This window comes from Methylobacterium sp. Leaf87, from assembly GCF_001422775.1.
Lineage (GTDB): Bacteria > Pseudomonadota > Alphaproteobacteria > Rhizobiales > Beijerinckiaceae > Methylobacterium.
In genome coordinates this window covers 63,436-78,777 of the sequence record NZ_LMMI01000023.1, presented here as the reverse complement: position 1 = coordinate 78,777, position 15,342 = coordinate 63,436, and the positions used below count along the sequence as shown (strand labels likewise).

The following is a 15,342-nucleotide window of genomic DNA, read 5'->3' as shown; positions in this document are numbered from 1 at the left end:
CGGCACCCAGCCCTGCAAGGGATGCAGGCCTGCGCTTCCCTCAGTGAATGGCAACCGGCGTGCCAGCGGCGGAACCGATGGAACTTTTCGTTAACACCTTGATCGAAAGCTTATTTTTCCGATGCATCGTCCGCCCGCTTCGAGGCCCGATCCGAGAACCCGCACGCGGCCGGTGAAACCGGTGCGGGATTCCGCACGCCCCTGCGTGCCGTGCCGCACGTCATGAAAACGGCCCGCCCCGATCCCGCCGGCCCCGATGCGGCGCGGCGCGGCAGCCTCGTTCTAGCGGCGAGCCTCGCCATGATGCTGCTGGCGGCCTGGATCGCCGGACGGGCGGCGGAGCGCTGGGCGCTGTCCGATCTGCACCGCACGGCCCACACCGCCCTCGCTCTCCAGGTCGCGGCCCTGCGTGCCGAGATGCAGAAGCAAGCCTCCCTGCCACTCGCCCTCGCATCCGATCCGGAGATGGCGGCGGTCGCGGGCGAATCCCCGCCACGGGACCTGGTCGAGCGGGTGAACCGGCGCCTCGCCCAGGTTGCGGCCGCCACGGGTGCCGCGGTGATCTACGTGATCCGCCCCGACGGCATCACCGTGGCGGCGAGCAACGCCGAGGCCGAGCGCAGCTTCATCGGCCGGGACTACGCCTTCCGGCCCTATTTCCGGCAGGCCGTGGCCACGGGCGCCGGCTCGCAGTTCGCCCTCGGCACCGTCAGCGGCCGGGCGGGGCTCTACCTCTCGCGCAGGATCGCCGGGGCCGGCGGCGTCGTGGTGGTCAAGATCGAGTTCGACGAGATCGAGGCCGCGTGGCGGGCGGGCGGCGACGGGGTGTTCGTCGCCGATGCCCGGGGCATCGTCCTCGTCGCGAGCGATCCCACTTGGCACTTCTCCACCCTGCGGCGCATCGACGAGGCCGAGCGCCGCCGCATCCGCGAGGCCCTGGAATTCGGGGCGGCTCCCTTGGGCGAGATGCCGCTGCATCCCGTCCCGGGCGCCCACGACCTCGTGCGGGTGGGCCAGGGGGCGGCGCCCGCGCGCGCGGCGCTCGCACTCGATGCGGCGATCCCCGGAACGGACTGGCGCCTGCACACCCTTACGCCCACGGGCGGCGCCCTGGAGCGGGAGCGGGCACAGGCCTGGATCATCGCCGCCCTCATCACCGGTCTCGCCTGCCTCGGGCTCACCACCCTGGCGGGCCGGCGGCGACGCGAGCGCTGGCGCCTCGCCGAAGCGGCGGCCCGGCGCGAGGAACTCGAAGGCTGCGTGCGCGAGCGGACCCAGGAACTCACGGACGCCAACCGGATGCTGCGCCTCGAGATCGAGGAGCGCCGGCGCGCCGAGGCCGAGCGCGAGCGGGTGGAGGCCGAACGCGAACGCGCCGAAGCCGAGCGCGAGCGCCTCGGCCGCGAACTCGCGCAGGCCGGCCGGCTCGCGGCGCTCGGCCAGTTCGCCGCCAGCATGGCCCACGAGATCAACCAGCCGCTCGCCGCCATCCGCTCCTACGCCGACAACGCCGCGATCCTGATGCAGCGCGGCCGCACCACGGAGGCCTCCGAGAACACCATCGCCATCGGCCGCCTCACGGACCGCATCGGCGGCCTCACCCGCCAGCTCAAGGGCTTCGCCCGGCGCGCCTCGCCCAAGCGCGAACCCGTCGCCCTCGACACCATCCTGCGCAACGGCCTCGAACTGGTGGAGGGCCGCGCCCAGGCCGCCGGCGTGCCCCTGGTGGTCGACGCCCCGTCCGCCGGGCTCCACGTGCTCGGCGACGGACCGCGCCTCGAACAGGTTCTGGTCAATCTGCTGCAGAACGCCCTCGACGCCGTCGCCGGACGCCCCGATCCGAAGGTGACCCTGCGGGTGACGCAAGAGGGCGACCGCGTCGGAATCGCGGTGCACGACACCGGTCCGGGCCTGCCCGAGGCCTTGCGCGCGCAGGTGTTCGATGCCTTCTTCACAACGAAATCCGATGGCCTCGGCCTCGGCCTCGCCATCGCCCGCGGCATTGTCGAGGATTGCGGGGGCAGCCTGACGGCGGGCGACGATCCGGCGGGCGGCGCCGTCTTCCGCATGGACCTCGCCCTGGCGAATCTGGACCTCGCCCGGGCGAATGGGAGGGCGGAGCCGAAGGCGGCTGGACACCGGGGGGCGGGACGTTGAGCGAACCAGCGCAGGAGCGGCCGTCGCCCGAGCGGGTGGTCTTCATCGACGACGAGGCGGATGTCTGCCGGGCCAACCGCCAGAGCCTCGAACTCGACGGGTTCATCGTCGAGACCTTCGGGGCCGCCGGGCCGGCGCTCGCCGCGATCATGGCCGACCCGCCGGGCCTCGTGGTGACCGATGTGCGCCTGCCGGACCTCGACGGCGTCGCCCTGTTCGCGCGCCTGCGCGGCCTCGATCCGGATCTCCCCGTCATCCTCATCACCGGCCACGGCGACATCCGCATGGCGGTCGGCGCCATGCGCGACGGTGCCTACGACTTTCTCGCCAAGCCCTATCCGGCCGAGGCCCTCATGGCGTCGGCGCGCCGCGCCCTGGAGCGGCGCCGCCTGGTGCTGGAGAACCGGGCCCTGCGCGCCCGCCTCGACGCGGCGGTGGAAGAGGACCCGGCGTTTCTCGGGATCTCGCCCGAGATGGTGCGCCTGCGCAGCCTCGTGCGCGAGGTGGCGAACGCCGATGTCGACGTGCTCGTGTTCGGCGAGACGGGCTCGGGCAAGGAGGTGGTGGCGAGCGCCCTGCACCGCTGGAGCCGGCGGGCGCGGCGCAACTTCGTCGCCATGAATTGCGGGGCGCTACCCGACAGCGTGGTGGAGAGCGAGCTGTTCGGCCACGAAGCCGGGGCGTTCACCGGCGCCCTCAAGCGCCGGGTCGGGCGTATCGAGCACGCGCAAGGGGGCACTCTGTTCCTCGACGAGATCGAGAGCATGCCGCTGAACCTGCAGGTGAAGCTCCTGCGGGTCCTGCAGGAGCGGTCGGTGGAGCCGCTCGGCACCAACGAGGTCCGGGCCATCGACATGCGGGTGGTGGCGGCCACCAAGGTCGACCTCGGCCAGGCGGCGGCGCAGGGCACGTTCCGCGACGACCTCTACCACCGCCTCAACGTCATCACGATCCCGATCCCCCCCTTACGCGACCGACGCGAGGACGTGATGCTGCTGTTCCAGGAATTCCTGCGGCGGGCGGCGGCGCGCTTCGGCCGCGAGGTGCCGCCGATCACGCCGGACGTGCGCGACCACCTGCGCCGCCACGACTGGCCCGGCAACGTGCGCGAACTCGGCCACTTCGCCGAGCGGCACGCGCTGGGCCTCGGTCGGGCCGAGACCGCGCCCCCCGGGGCCGCCGCCGCCGGGACCCTGGCCGAGCAGGTCGACCGGTTCGAACGGGGCCTCATCCGCGAGGAGCTGTTCATGGCCGGCGGCGACGTGCGCCTGGCCGCCGAATCCCTCGGGACCCCGCGCAAGACCCTCTACGACAAGATCGCCCGCCACGGCCTCGCGCCCACCGATTACCGCTAGGCAGGGCTTCGCTGCTTGCCCGACGGATGGGACACACGCTCGCTCTTGTCGAGCGCGATCATGCTGCCCCCGAACCGGGCCGCGGCCTGAGGGCAGGATGCAACCCTCGGCCACAGAGGCCGCGACACGTCCCCCCCGGTCCACGGATAACCGCGACGGCACCGGCTCATTCCTTGCCCGTCAACGCTCACACCCAAACCCGTCGCAATGCGCTCGAAAACCGCTCTGATCCGGCCCGTCCGGTGCACACGATGCCGACGCCGCTCCCGGCTGCTCCCTGACATCCAAGTGTCCAGGGAGTGCTAGTGCCATTTTCGTGTTGGTCGCGGGCTCGTCCAGGAACACGAGCCTGACAGGGCTGGGGGCATCCGGCGCTCCTCCGCGGAAAGTCCCATTTCGAATCACATCTGCGGCGCCCTCGAAGCCCAGATCGATTCAAGCCGATCGGACACCGCTCCAGCACGACCCGGGCACTATGCCCACGTCGTGCTCGCGGCCATCCTCTCGCGGAGGGCCCAAAGCCGTTCACCGGCGAGCAAAGGGCGTTCTTCGGTTCTGTGTGCGGCGGGCGGGACAGCTTGCCGTCCGAGGAGGTGAAGAGGCTTCACGTGGCGGATGCTCCGGGCGGCGGCTTCCTCGCCCCGCCCGAGCGGGGCACTGAAAGGCTCCGCTCCTCGGTGCGGATGACCCCTGTCCCTGCGGCCGCACGCGTCGGCTCGATGTCCGCCGGTAGCCTCTACAGCTTCAAGCGAACCGGCACGGCGCGGTGGGTCGGGGAAGTCGAGCAGCGCTCACCCACGCAGCCACGGTTCGGCCGGGTAGAGGGCGTGGCGCACGACGCCGCGGCCCTTGTCGATGTGGGGCCAGAGGAAGGACACCGGCGGGTCCGAATTCCTTCAGGCCGGCGGCTTGGTGGCTCAGGAACGCGCCCTGTTCTGGGTCCCATGGCGGCCGGACCCGACCACGGCGCACCGCCTCCGTCACGAAGGGCTGGTCTGGACTGTCGAGGCGTTCCGAGAGCTGTCCGGGCGCCGTCGCCATCTCGAAATTCAGGCATCGACGACGCAGGCCAGTGCGCAATGAGCGGGCTGAGACTGGTGCCGCAATCGGTCGCCCCAACTGCACCGCGTGGCCGCTCGGAAGCGGTCGGAGCCGAGTGGGATCGCCTTGCGGGGGTCAAAGTTGCACGTCGAAACACAGCTCAGCGCGCTGTATGGATGGACGCTCGGAAGTCGGGAAAGCGCGGCCGATACAGGGACCGCTTACACCGCGAGACTGGTGCGTTTCGCACCCGTTTGCCCCTCACCTCACAGCCCGATGCGGGCATAGAGGAAAAAGGCTGTAAAGTCTTGGGAACTCTAGAAAAACGAATGGTGCCCAGGGACGGAGTCGAACCGCCGACACTGCGATTTTCAGTCGCATGCTCTACCAACTGAGCTACCTGGGCAGCGGGCGGTTCGCTTTCGCGGCACCGCCTGTGGAGCGGGGGTATAGAGAGGGTTCGGCGGCCTGTCCAGCGGGTTTCGGGAGAGTTTTTTCGTCGGCTCCGGGGCGGGCGCCGGGGGCCTCAGTCGACGGTCGTGCCGTGGCGTTCGGCCTGGGTGAAGCGGGTCTGCTCCTCCATCACCAGGGTGGCGAGTTCGCGCTTGAGGGCGTTGAACTCGGGCGCCGCCGTGTCACGGGGGCGGGGCAGGGGCACGGCGATGTCGCGCTTCAGGCGGCCGGGGCGGTAGGTCATCACCAGGATGCGGTCGGCGAGGTAGAGCGCCTCCTCGATGGAGTGGGTGACGAACACGATGGTCTTTTCGAACTCGGCCCAGATGCGCAGGAGTTCGTCCTGCAGGGTGCGCCGGGTCAGGGCGTCGAGGGCCCCGAACGGCTCGTCCATGAGCATCACCGGGGGATCGAGGGCGAGGATGCGCGCGATGGCGACGCGCTGTCGCATGCCGCCCGACAGGTCCTTCGGGTAGCGCTTGCGGAAGTCCGAGAGGCCGAGGGTCGCGACGATGCGGTCCACCGTCACGGTGGCGTCGGCCTTCGGCACGCCCTTGATGTCGAGGCCGAAGCGGACGTTGTCCTCCACGTTCATCCACGGGAACAAGGCGTATTCCTGGAACACCATCCCCCGGTCGGGCCCCGGCTCGGTCACCGGGCGGCCGCCGAGGGTGATGCGGCCCCCGCTCAGGGGGGCGAAGCCCGCGATGGCGTTGAGCAGGGTGGACTTGCCGCAGCCCGAGGGGCCGAGCAGGCACAGGAACTGGCCCTCCGGCACCGTGGCGCTGATGTCCTCGAGGGCGGTCACCGCCCCGGGCCCGCTGCCGAACACCTTGCTGGCGTGGGCGACGACGATTTCTGCCTGCATGCTGCGGGTCCGGGGGTTCAGCGCTCGAGGCCGCGATGCCAGCGCAGCAGGTGGTCGTTGAGGCGCGACATCGCCCCGTCGATGATGAGGCCCAGGATGCCGATGGTGAGCATGCCGCCGATGATCTTGTCGGACCACATGTACTCGCGCGCTTCCAGGATGCGGTAGCCGAGGCCGTCCGAGACGGCGATCATCTCGGCGACGATCACCACGATGAAGGCGGTGCCGATGCCGATGCGCATGCCGGCGAGCACGAACGGGCTCGCCGCCGGCAGGATCACCCGGCGGAACATCGTCCACGGCTTCGCCCCGAGGTTGCGGGCCGCGCGGATGTAGATGGAATCCACCTGCCGCACCCCCGCGATGGTGTTGACCAGCACGGGAAAGAACGTGCCGAGCGCGATGAGGAACAGGGCCGGCGGGTTGCCGAGGCCGAACCACACGATGGCCAGCGGAATGTACGCGATGGGCGGGATCGGCCGCAGGATCTCGAGCAAGGGGTTGAACAGGGAGAACAGCCGGTCGCTGGTGCCCAGCAGCAGGCCGACGGGCACGGCGAGACCGGCGCCGATGCAGAAGCCCGTGAGCACCCGGGCGAGGCTCGCCACCGCGTCGTGGGGCATCTCGCCGGAGAACAGCCAGGAGAGGTAGCTCTCCTGCGCCGGATCGTGCGGCAGGGCCGGGACCATGCCGGACACCCACTTCACCGCCACCGAACTCGGCGGCGGCAGCACCACGGCGGAGAACACGCCGAGACGGCTCAGGATCTCCCACAGGACCAGGAGGGCGATGGGAACGATGGCGCCGCGCAGCCGGTGCATGGCGACCTCAGCGGGCCACGAGTTCGGCTTTGGCCTTCTCGAGCAGGTCGGTCTTCACCCACTCGGCGTCGGATTTCGGCGGATTGACCATCTTGCCGAGGCCGTACTTCATCATGGTGTCGGTGGTGATCTGCATGTGCCCGGCCGGCACGTCGTAGGTGTACTTCGCGTTGGCCATGCCATCGCGAAAATCCTGGGCCGTGAGCTGGCCCTTGAACACCGTCTCGCGGACGTACTTCTCGGCCAAGGCCGGATCGTCGATGAAGGCCTTGGTGGCGGCCACGAACAGCTTGAGGACGCGGCCGGCGACCTCGGGGCGCTCGTTGTACATCTTCTCGGTCATCACCAGGGGGCGCACGGGCCGGCCGATGGGGGTGTCGTAGGGTTTCACCACCTCCGTCGCGTAGCCGGCGCTGATGGCTTGCGTCGATTGCGGCTCGCTCTGGCAGATCACGTCGACGTATTTCTGCGCCAGCGCCTGGTTCAGGTCGGCGTAGTTGTTGAAGTAGATCAGCTGCACGTCCTTGCCCGGGCGCTCGCCCCAGGTCATCCCGTGCTTGTCGAGTTCGGCGAGCAGCATGAGATCCTGGGTGCCCCCCCGGACAGAGGCGACCTTGAGGCCCTTCACGTCCTTCAGGGTCTTGACCGCGTCGAGGTCCGGTCGCTTGAGGATGCGCACGCCGCCGTCCGCGAAGCCCGCCACCACGTAGAGCTTCACCCCGTTGCCGCGGGCCGCCACCGCCCCGTCTGCGCCGGAGGCCGAGATGTCGATCTGGTCCACCGCCATGGCGGGGTAGATGTCGGCGCCCTTGGCGAAGACGCGCTCGTCGATCTTCAGGCCGAATTTCGGGGCGAGCTCCTTCATGTAGGAGACGGCGCCGTAATGGGCGAACTTCAGATTGCCGAGGCGCACCACGTCGTCGGCCCGCGCCGCGGTGGCGGAGACGGCCGCCAGGATCAGCAGGGCGGCCCGCGCCGCCGCATTGCGCATGAACATCGGTTTCCTCCACGTCGCGGGTCGTTCTCGCCCGCGTCCGGTCCTTCAACGAACCGTGATGGATTGAATAAGGCGTGCCCAAAGCCGAAAGTAAAGCCGCGGAGGGCGACGAATTGACAGAGGTCTATACGGATGAAAGCAGCCCCGTCGCCGTGATCGGTTGCGGCACCCTCGGGGCGAGCTGGGCGGCCCTGTTCCTCGCCCACGGCCTCGACGTGGCGGCCTACGATCCGGCCCCGGATTTCATGGATCGCCTCGGGCCGGCGGTGGCGCGGGCGCGGGCCCAGCTTGCCGAACTCGGGCTGACTGGTGCCGGCCGCCTCGTGCCGCACGACCGGTTGGCCGACGCGGTGGCGGATGCGCGGTTCGTTCAGGAGAACGCCCCCGAGGAGTTGGCGGTGAAGCGCGCCGTGCTCACCGAGATCGACGCGCATGCGGCCCCGGGCATCCTCATCGCGTCGAGCACCTCGGCGATGCTGCGCAGCGCCATCGCGGCCGAGTGCGCGACCCCGGAGCGCGTGCTCGTCGCCCACCCGTTCCATCCGCCCCACCTCGTGCCCCTGGTGGAGATCGTGGCGGGGGACGACGCCGTCGCGGCCCGGGCGGCGGCGTTCTATGCGCGGCTCGGGCGCCGTCCGGTGATCCTGCGGCGCGAGATGCCGGGCCACATCGCCAACCGCCTCGCCTCGGCGCTCTACCGCGAGGCGGTGCACCTCGTGGCCGAGGGGGTGGCCAGCGTCGCCGACATCGACGCCGCCCTGTGCAACGGGCCGGGCCTGCGCTGGGCCACCATGGGCCCGCACATGACCTACCATCTCGGCGGGGGCGCGGGCGGTATCCGGCACTACCTCGACCATCTCGGGGCCAGCCAGGAGCGGCGCTGGGCGAGCCTCGGAACGCCCAGCCTCGACGCGGCCGTGAAGGCGCGCATCGTCGCGGGGGTCGAGGCCGAGGCCGCCGGGCGGACCGTTCCGGAGCTGGAGGCCCGCCGCGACCGGGCGCTTCTGGAGATCCTGAAGGCGCGGATCGAAGTGGCGGGTCACGACGGATGAGGCGGCTTGGCCGGTCGGTTTGGCCGGGCCGTTCGCCAACGAAAAAAGCCCCCTCCGGAGAGGGGGCTCGATGGCATGTCGCGCGGAGGCAGCGATCGGAAAGTGCGGCGATCAGAAGGTGATGCCGGTCTCGATCATGTAGCGCTCCTGCGAGGTCTTCAGGCCGGTGCGGCCGAAGCCGAGGCCGGGCGTGATGTCGTAGAGCTGCACCGTCGAGAACTCGCCGCGCAGGAAGTAGCGGTCGAAGGTGAAGGTCGGGGTCACGGTGAAGGAGAGCGCCGAGCTGCCCGGTCCGTAGAGGACGGAGGTGGTCTGGCCGAGGCCGAAGGGGCTCGCGCTGTTTCCGCTCTGGCTGATATACTCGAAACGGCCGGCGAGGGCGAAGTTGTCGGTGAAGGCGTAGCTGGCGAGGATCGCGCCGCCGATGGTCTCGGCACCGCCGAGGCCGAGGACGGCGTTCCTCTCGACGTTGGTATACTGGACGTACGGCGTCACGATGACGGGGCCGTCGGCGTAGGTGTAGTTGGCGCTGACGATCGAGCTGTTCTGCACCGAGAGCGGCGTGGCGAACTGGAAGCGCGGGTTCTGCAGGGCCGAGTTGAAGTTGTTGAAGTGCGTCCCGCCGTTGATGCCAATCGTGTTGGCGGCGTCGATTTTGTAGACGATGGCGCCCGTGACCCAGTTGATCTCACCCGAATAGAAGCCGTCCGTGGCGGCGAAGGAGGCCGACCACGGGCCGTCGCTGTAGTTCACCTGAACGCCCTGGTTGATCACGTTCTCCTGGTTGAACAGCAGGCCGCGGGAGATGTTCAGGTTCTGGAAGGTGAAGGGTAGCTCCGAACCGATGAGGGTCGGCATGCGACCGCCCTGGATCGACCAGTTGTCGTTGAAGACGTACTTGCCGAACACGATCGGGATCGGCGAGTAGAGCAGGTTGGTCTGGTCGAAGGCGCTGAGGATCGGCAGGCCGAGGCCCGGGATCGTGTAGGCGCCGAACGCGGCGTAGAACTGGAACGGGCCGTCGGCCTTCTGGATGGTGCCCATCAGGTTCGAGAAATCGACGCGGCCGGCGCGATCGCTGGCGATCTGGGGCACGGCCGAGAAGGCGAACTGGTTGGTCTGGGTGTAGGCGTAGCCCGTCACCGCGCCGCCGAAGTAGATGTCGCCGAGGCCGCCGATGGTGAGGCAGGCCGGGTTGGGGTTCTGCTTGATGATGCCGCCGTAGGACGGGAACGTGATCTCGGCCTTGCACGACACCGGGACGACGGGCACCGGGGCCTTCACCGACAGATCGGCCGCCTGAAGGTAGGTCGACGACAGGAGGAGGGTCGTCAGTCCGAGGAGCGCGCTGCGGCGGGCCATATCAAGTCTCTTCTTGTTGGGTTGTTCCGTTGATTGGAGGTTCTCAAAGAATGCCGGCCAAGCCAAAGTCATCCTTTATGCAGTTGCACATTTTTTAGACAAAACCCTTGCCCAGGAGGGACTTGCGACGTTCGTGTGGCATTAAGGAAACATCCACAAGGCAGACCCGGATAGACGCTAAGATTTCGTAAACCATATGCCGCGCACGGCACGCACACCTCGTTTCCGGCCCGATCCCTGTCGTCGCCTCGCACCGGAACAGTCTTGCCAGGCACCTTGCCAGGCATTTGATCGCGCCCTGGTTTCCGGAGCACAGACCGGCAGCCGTGTTCCGTCCTGCGAGCGACCGGCCGACGACGGCTTCGACCGGATCCGTGCTTGCCTCCCGCCTCATTTTACGCCGCATCGACGCGGCGGCTTTACCGAAGGACGAGCAGGGTCCTGGGAAAACGCCCGCGGAGCGTCCCGGCGCCGAAACCGGTCGCCGGGTGGTTGCGCTCAATCGGAACCCGATGCGCCCCGGCGATCCATCCGGGCGACGCCCCGTGTTAAGGATGCTGGACACCGAAACCGCTCCCGCCCGTCCCGCTCCCGCATGCCCACCGAGCTCTCATGAACGCCGTCAGCATCATCGCCCCGGTCTTCGGGATCATCGTGATCGGCTGGGGCGCGGCACTCGCCGGCCTCCTGTCCGAGCGGGTCAGCGACGGCCTCTCGGAATACGTGTTCGCCATCGCGGTGCCGGCCCTCATCATCGGCACCCTCACCCGGCCGGGGCTCACAGGCGAGGTGACGTGGTCGTACTGGATCGCGTATTTCGGCGGGGCGGCGGTGTCGTGGCTCGCCGGCTCCCTCATCGCCACCCGGCGCAAGGGCATCGGCCGCCAGGGCGCGGTGCTGCACGGGTTCGCCGCGAGCCAGTCGAACACCATCTTCGTCGGCGTGCCGACCATCCTGCAGGCCTATGGCGAGGAAGGCGCGTTCCCGCTGTTCCTGCTGCTGGCCGTGCATCTCCCCCTGATGATGGGCTGCGCCACCTTCCTCATCGAGGCCGAGGGTGACCGCACCCTGGTCCAGCGCCTGCGCGGCCTCGGCTTGGTGCTCGTCAAGAACCCGATCTTCGTGTCCCTCGGCATCGGCATGGCCCTGCGCCTCGGCGGCGTGGTGCCCACCGGCATCGCCCGCTCGCTCATCGACGGGTTCGGCTCCACCGCCTCCACCTGCGCCCTCGTGGCGCTCGGCGCCGGCCTGACCCGCTACAAGGTGCTGTTCGACCTGCCCGGCGCTCTGGTCATCGCCGGCCTGAAGCTCGTGGTGCACCCCCTCGCGGTGTGGCTGCTCGCCACCAAGCTGTTCTCCATGCCGCCGGCCTATGCGGGCGTCGCCACCCTGTTCGCCGCCATGCCGGTGGGCATCAACGCCTACCTGCTCGCCGTGCGCTACAAGGCCGAGACCGGCCTGGTCGCCGCCTCCGTCCTCGTCTCGACCCTGCTCGCCCCCCTCACGACCGTGCTCTGGCTGACGCTCCTCGGGCGGGCCTGACCGGCTGGACGGGACCGACCCTCCGGGTCCATGCTCGCCCCCAAACGACGGCCGGCACGACCGGCCGCAACAGGTTCGAGGAAGCTTCCATGAACGCGCCCATCGCCACTCCCCTGCGCGCCGCCGGATTCGTCTGGGACGATCCCTTCCTCCTCGACGACCAGCTGACCGACGACGAGCGCGCCATCCGCGACACGGCCGAGACCTTCGCGCAGGAGCGTCTGCTGCCCGGAATCGTCGCGGCCTACGCCGAGGAGCGGACCGACCCCGACCTGTTCCGGGCCATGGGCAGCGTCGGCCTCCTCGGCCTGACCCTGCCGGAGGAGTACGGCTGCGCCGCCGCGTCCTACGTCGCCTACGGCCTCGTGGCCCGGGCCGTGGAGCGGGTCGATTCCGGCTACCGCTCGATGATGAGCGTGCAATCCTCCCTGGTGATGTACCCGATCCACGCCTACGGCTCCGAGGCGCAGCGCCAAAAGTACCTGCCGAAGCTCGCGTCCGGCGAATGGATCGGCTGCTTCGGCCTCACCGAGCCCGATGCGGGCTCCGACCCCGCCGGCATGACGACGCGGGCGGAGGCCATCGACGGCGGCTACCGGATCACCGGCGCCAAGATGTGGATCTCCAACGCGCCCTTCGCCGACGTGTTCGTGGTCTGGGCGAAATCCGACCGGCACGACGGCGCCATCCGGGGCTTCGTGCTGGAGCGGGGCATGGCCGGCCTCTCGACCCCGACGCTCCACGGCAAGCTCTCCCTGCGCGCCTCGACCACGGGCGAGATCGTCATGGCGGGCGTCGAAGTGCCCGAGGACGCGCTGCTCCCAGACGTCTCGGGCCTGAAGGGGCCGTTCGGCTGCCTCAACCGGGCGCGCTACGGCATCTCCTGGGGGGTGATGGGCGCGGCCGAAGATTGCTGGCACCGGGCGCGAAGCTATACCCTGGAGCGTAAGCAGTTCGGCCGGCCGCTCGCCCAGACCCAGCTCGTCCAGAAGAAACTCGCCGACATGCAGACGGAGATCGCGCTCGGGCTCCAGGCGTCCTTGCGCGTCGGCCGCCTCCTCGATCAGGGTCGGATGGCGCCGGAGATGATCTCCCTGATCAAGCGCAACAATTGCGGCAAGGCCCTCGACATCGCCCGCACCGCCCGGGACATGCATGGCGGCAACGGCATCATGGGCGAATACCACGTCATGCGCCACGCCCAGAACCTCGAGACGGTCAACACCTACGAGGGCACCCACGACGTCCACGCCCTGATCCTCGGCCGGGCGCAGACGGGGCTGCAGGCGTTCTTCTGAGAGGAGGCGTTCTTCTGAGAAGACGCGCCTATCGCTTGGGACCCGGCTTCGGTGCCCGCCCCCGGCGGACCAGAATGGGGCCATCGGATCGATCGGCCCGCTCCATCATGGCGTCGGTCAGCTCGGGACGTTCGTCGTATTCCTCCGGTTGGATCACGTGGGCATCGACCCTGGCGAAATCGGTCTCGCCGAACGCGGAGGCGGGGAAGGCGGACGGGACAGCCTCGGCCCGGCGGCGGGCGGCGCGCTCGCCAGCCTCGGCGCTGCATTTGGCGACGTGGACCACGCGGTTCACCACCTGGAGGTTGGGGGCGCCCCAGTAGCCGAGGAGTTCGGGCCAGGGCGCGGTGCGGTGCTCGCGCCAGACCCGGTAGAGCGGCACCCGGTGATCGACCTCGGCGGTCTTGAACAGGCGCTTGCCGGATTCGGTGCAGCGGTGGCGCTGGTGGCGTTTCAGCACCGTCACCTGCTCGGCGGGCGCGCACCACAGCTTCCACGCGGTGACGCAGGCCGAATGCCAGGCCGCGTTCTTGTTCGGCGTGCCGGTTCCCCACAGATCCTTGTGCCAGCCGAAGCGGAACACCGGCTGGCCGCACAGGCAGCAATGGCCGCGGCCCCGCGTGTGGGCGGGCTCACGGTAGGGCGAGGGCGGCAGGCGGAAGCTCGCGGCGAGGCCCGGCTCGGTGCCGAGGCGCCAGGTCCAGCCCTCGGGCGCGCCGGAGCGGGCGGCGAGCGCCCGGGCGAGGCGGTCGGCCCGCAGGATGTGGGCGCGCCAGTAGCTCTCGACGGCCAGACGCGGCGTCGGCGGCAGGAGCGGCCGCGACAGGGCGTGCTGCAGCACCGGGACGGGGAAGATCGCGGGTAAAGCCCGGTCGAGGCGTGCCCGGGACCGCGCGTTGCGGGTGTCGCGCCAGATCGAGCCTGAACCTGTCGCGCTGGAACCTGTCGCGCTGGAACCTGTCGCGCTGGAACCTGTCGCGCTGGAACCTGCCGACCCGTCGCTCACGGATGGGCGGCCGGCGCCGGAGCCGCGCCCGTCTGAACCACAGGGGTCTGGACCACGGAGGCTTGCGTCGCCGGAGCCTGGGCCCCGGGCGCCACCGCCGGGCGGCCCGCGACGGCGTCGGACAGGAGGTGAAGGCGCCGGGCCAGATCCGTCACCTCGTTGAGGGCGATGGATTTCTCGCCGTTCTTGACCGCCCGGGTGATGTCGCTGAGCTGGAGCTTGGCGATCCGCGTCAGTTCGGCGGCGAGCTGGTCTCTCGTCATCGTCGGGTCTCGGCCTTCAAGGGAGGGGGGTCCGATCGGGGTTAAGCCGGAACGGTTACCGAGACGTTCACCTTCCGTCCACCCGTTGGGCCAGGCGGGACCCGTGATTGCCCCGGACGCGTCGGCGATGCGAGACTGTCACCGTCCCAACGGCGGCGGCCGGGCGGCGGGGCGGAAAGGGCATGATGGAACTGAAGTGGGTCGAGGATTTCCTCAGCCTGTCCGAGACGCGCAGCTTCTCCCGCTCGGCGGAACTGCGCTGCGTCACCCAATCGGCGTTCAGCCGGCGTATCCGCTCCCTGGAGGTCTGGCTCGGCACGGTGCTGCTGGACCGCAGCACCTACCCCATCACCCTGACGGCGGATGGCCGCCAGTTCGTCGAGACCGCCGAGGAGGTGGTGCGCCTGCTCTCCCAGAGCCGCGCCGATTTCCAGGCCCGGGGCGAGCGCTCGCACCTGCCCGTCGTCACCATCGCGGCTCTGCATTCCCTGTGCCTGTCGGTGCTGCCGCGCTGGCTCACGGGCATCCAGGGGGTGCTCGGGCCCATGGCGAGCCGGGTGCTGCCCGACAATTTCAACATCTGCGTCCAGGCCCTGGTGGAGGGCGGCTACGATCTGCTCCTCACCTACCACCACCCGAGCGTGCCGATCCCCGTCGATCCCGAGCGCCATCCCTGCCGGGTCATCGGGCGCGACAGCCTCGTCGCCGTCGCCGCGCCGGGCCTCGAACCCGATGCCGAAGGGCGCCTGCCCCTGCTGCAATACTCGCGCGGCTCGTTCCTCGGGCGCCTCGCCGCCATCGCCCAGGCCAAGGGCGGGGCGCCGGCGACCTACCCGGCCCACACCAACGAGAATTCCATGGCGGAGGCCCTCAAATCCATGGCGCTCGGCCGCCACGGCGTGGCGTGGCTGCCCCGCAGCCTCGTGGCGAGCGAGATCGGCCACGGGGCCCTAGCCGCGATCAGCCCCGAGATGTTGATGGAGATCCGCCTCTATCGCAGTGCCGGGCGGGCGCGGCCGTTCCTCGACCAGGTCTGGGCCGCCGCCGCCCTGGATGAGCCAAACTATGCACTTGCCGAATAGTTCGGCGCGAACTTAGCATTGGCCTGCGCTGGGGGACGGGACTAT

11 protein-coding genes, 1 tRNA gene and 1 pseudogene are annotated in these 15,342 nt (G+C 69.8%); 6 read left to right on the top strand and 7 right to left on the bottom strand.

Features of this window, described 5'->3' with window-relative positions; all coding sequences use genetic code 11:
• Positions 1-222 precede the first annotated feature (222 nt).
• Together ASF22_RS12770 and ASF22_RS12765 are read left to right on the top strand one after the other, a co-directional pair.
• Positions 223-2,157, top strand: a complete 1,935-nt coding sequence (locus tag ASF22_RS12770) for an ATP-binding protein (RefSeq protein ID WP_056264843.1) — start codon at positions 223-225, stop codon at positions 2,155-2,157.
• On the top strand, positions 2,154-3,512 hold the full coding sequence (locus ASF22_RS12765; RefSeq protein ID WP_056165728.1) for a sigma-54 dependent transcriptional regulator: 1,359 nt from the start codon (positions 2,154-2,156) through the stop codon (positions 3,510-3,512). Before ASF22_RS12770 ends, ASF22_RS12765 begins: the two co-directional genes overlap by 4 nt.
• A gap of 1,371 nt (positions 3,513-4,883) precedes the next feature.
• Here the strand turns inward: ASF22_RS12765 and ASF22_RS12755 are convergent.
• From ASF22_RS12755 to ASF22_RS12740, 4 genes are all read right to left on the bottom strand, one after another.
• Positions 4,884-4,959: transfer RNA gene (locus ASF22_RS12755), tRNA-Phe, on the bottom strand.
• 120 nt (positions 4,960-5,079) lie between these two features.
• Positions 5,080-5,874, bottom strand: coding sequence for an ABC transporter ATP-binding protein (locus ASF22_RS12750; RefSeq protein WP_056165725.1), 795 nt, complete (start codon positions 5,872-5,874; stop codon positions 5,080-5,082).
• A gap of 17 nt (positions 5,875-5,891) precedes the next feature.
• Entirely contained in the window at positions 5,892-6,695 is an 804-nt protein-coding gene (locus ASF22_RS12745; protein ID WP_056165722.1) for an ABC transporter permease, read from the bottom strand.
• Positions 6,696-6,702: 7 nt separating this feature from the next.
• On the bottom strand, positions 6,703-7,692 hold the full coding sequence (locus ASF22_RS12740; RefSeq protein WP_200918680.1) for an ABC transporter substrate-binding protein: 990 nt from the start codon (positions 7,690-7,692) through the stop codon (positions 6,703-6,705).
• Between the two features lie 74 nt (positions 7,693-7,766).
• On the opposite strand from ASF22_RS12740, the gene ASF22_RS12735 reads away from it, so the two are divergent.
• Positions 7,767-8,744: a 3-hydroxyacyl-CoA dehydrogenase NAD-binding domain-containing protein gene (locus ASF22_RS12735; protein WP_244474276.1), complete on the top strand. Its 978-nt coding sequence runs from the start codon at positions 7,767-7,769 to the stop codon at positions 8,742-8,744.
• A 111-nt stretch (positions 8,745-8,855) separates the two neighbouring features.
• Here the strand turns inward: ASF22_RS12735 and ASF22_RS12730 are convergent, their stop codons facing one another.
• Positions 8,856-10,106, bottom strand: coding sequence for an outer membrane beta-barrel protein (locus ASF22_RS12730; RefSeq protein ID WP_056264836.1), 1,251 nt, complete (start codon positions 10,104-10,106; stop codon positions 8,856-8,858).
• A gap of 612 nt (positions 10,107-10,718) precedes the next feature.
• Here ASF22_RS12730 and ASF22_RS12725 point away from each other — a divergent pair.
• Both ASF22_RS12725 and ASF22_RS12720 read left to right on the top strand, forming a co-directional pair.
• On the top strand, positions 10,719-11,648 hold the full coding sequence (locus ASF22_RS12725; RefSeq protein WP_056264832.1) for an AEC family transporter: 930 nt from the start codon (positions 10,719-10,721) through the stop codon (positions 11,646-11,648).
• An 89-nt stretch (positions 11,649-11,737) separates the two neighbouring features.
• Positions 11,738-12,946 carry an acyl-CoA dehydrogenase gene (locus ASF22_RS12720; protein WP_056264830.1) on the top strand — a complete coding sequence of 403 codons (1,209 nt, stop codon included), beginning with the start codon at positions 11,738-11,740 and terminating at the stop codon, positions 12,944-12,946.
• Positions 12,947-13,175: 229 nt separating this feature from the next.
• Here the strand turns inward: ASF22_RS12720 and ASF22_RS12715 are convergent.
• Positions 13,176-13,862 (bottom strand): annotated as a pseudogene (locus ASF22_RS12715) (hypothetical protein); the annotation flags it as partial.
• Positions 13,863-13,948: 86 nt separating this feature from the next.
• The gene (locus ASF22_RS12710; protein WP_056264827.1) at positions 13,949-14,215 is read right to left on the bottom strand and encodes a hypothetical protein; all 267 of its coding nucleotides are present in this window, start codon (positions 14,213-14,215) and stop codon (positions 13,949-13,951) included.
• A 185-nt stretch (positions 14,216-14,400) separates the two neighbouring features.
• On the opposite strand from ASF22_RS12710, the gene ASF22_RS12705 reads away from it, so the two are divergent.
• A complete protein-coding gene (locus ASF22_RS12705; protein WP_056265206.1) occupies positions 14,401-15,297 on the top strand; it encodes a LysR family transcriptional regulator in 897 nt (298 codons plus the stop codon).
• Positions 15,298-15,342: the final 45 nt, after the last annotated feature.

Bases quoted from the DNA above. Each gene is read 5' to 3' on its own strand.
- ASF22_RS12770 (WP_056264843.1), top strand. From the start codon at position 223: ATGAAAACGGCCCGCCCCGATCCCGCCGGCCCCGATGCGGCGCGGCGC.
- ASF22_RS12750 (WP_056165725.1), bottom strand. From the start codon at position 5,874: ATGCAGGCAGAAATCGTCGTCGCCCACGCCAGCAAGGTGTTCGGCAGC.
- ASF22_RS12745 (WP_056165722.1), bottom strand. From the start codon at position 6,695: ATGCACCGGCTGCGCGGCGCCATCGTTCCCATCGCCCTCCTGGTCCTG.
- ASF22_RS12740 (WP_200918680.1), bottom strand. From the start codon at position 7,692: ATGTTCATGCGCAATGCGGCGGCGCGGGCCGCCCTGCTGATCCTGGCG.
- ASF22_RS12730 (WP_056264836.1), bottom strand. From the start codon at position 10,106: ATGGCCCGCCGCAGCGCGCTCCTCGGACTGACGACCCTCCTCCTGTCG.
- ASF22_RS12725 (WP_056264832.1), top strand. From the start codon at position 10,719: ATGAACGCCGTCAGCATCATCGCCCCGGTCTTCGGGATCATCGTGATC.
- ASF22_RS12720 (WP_056264830.1), top strand. From the start codon at position 11,738: ATGAACGCGCCCATCGCCACTCCCCTGCGCGCCGCCGGATTCGTCTGG.
- ASF22_RS12710 (WP_056264827.1), bottom strand. From the start codon at position 14,215: ATGACGAGAGACCAGCTCGCCGCCGAACTGACGCGGATCGCCAAGCTC.
- ASF22_RS12705 (WP_056265206.1), top strand. From the start codon at position 14,401: ATGGAACTGAAGTGGGTCGAGGATTTCCTCAGCCTGTCCGAGACGCGC.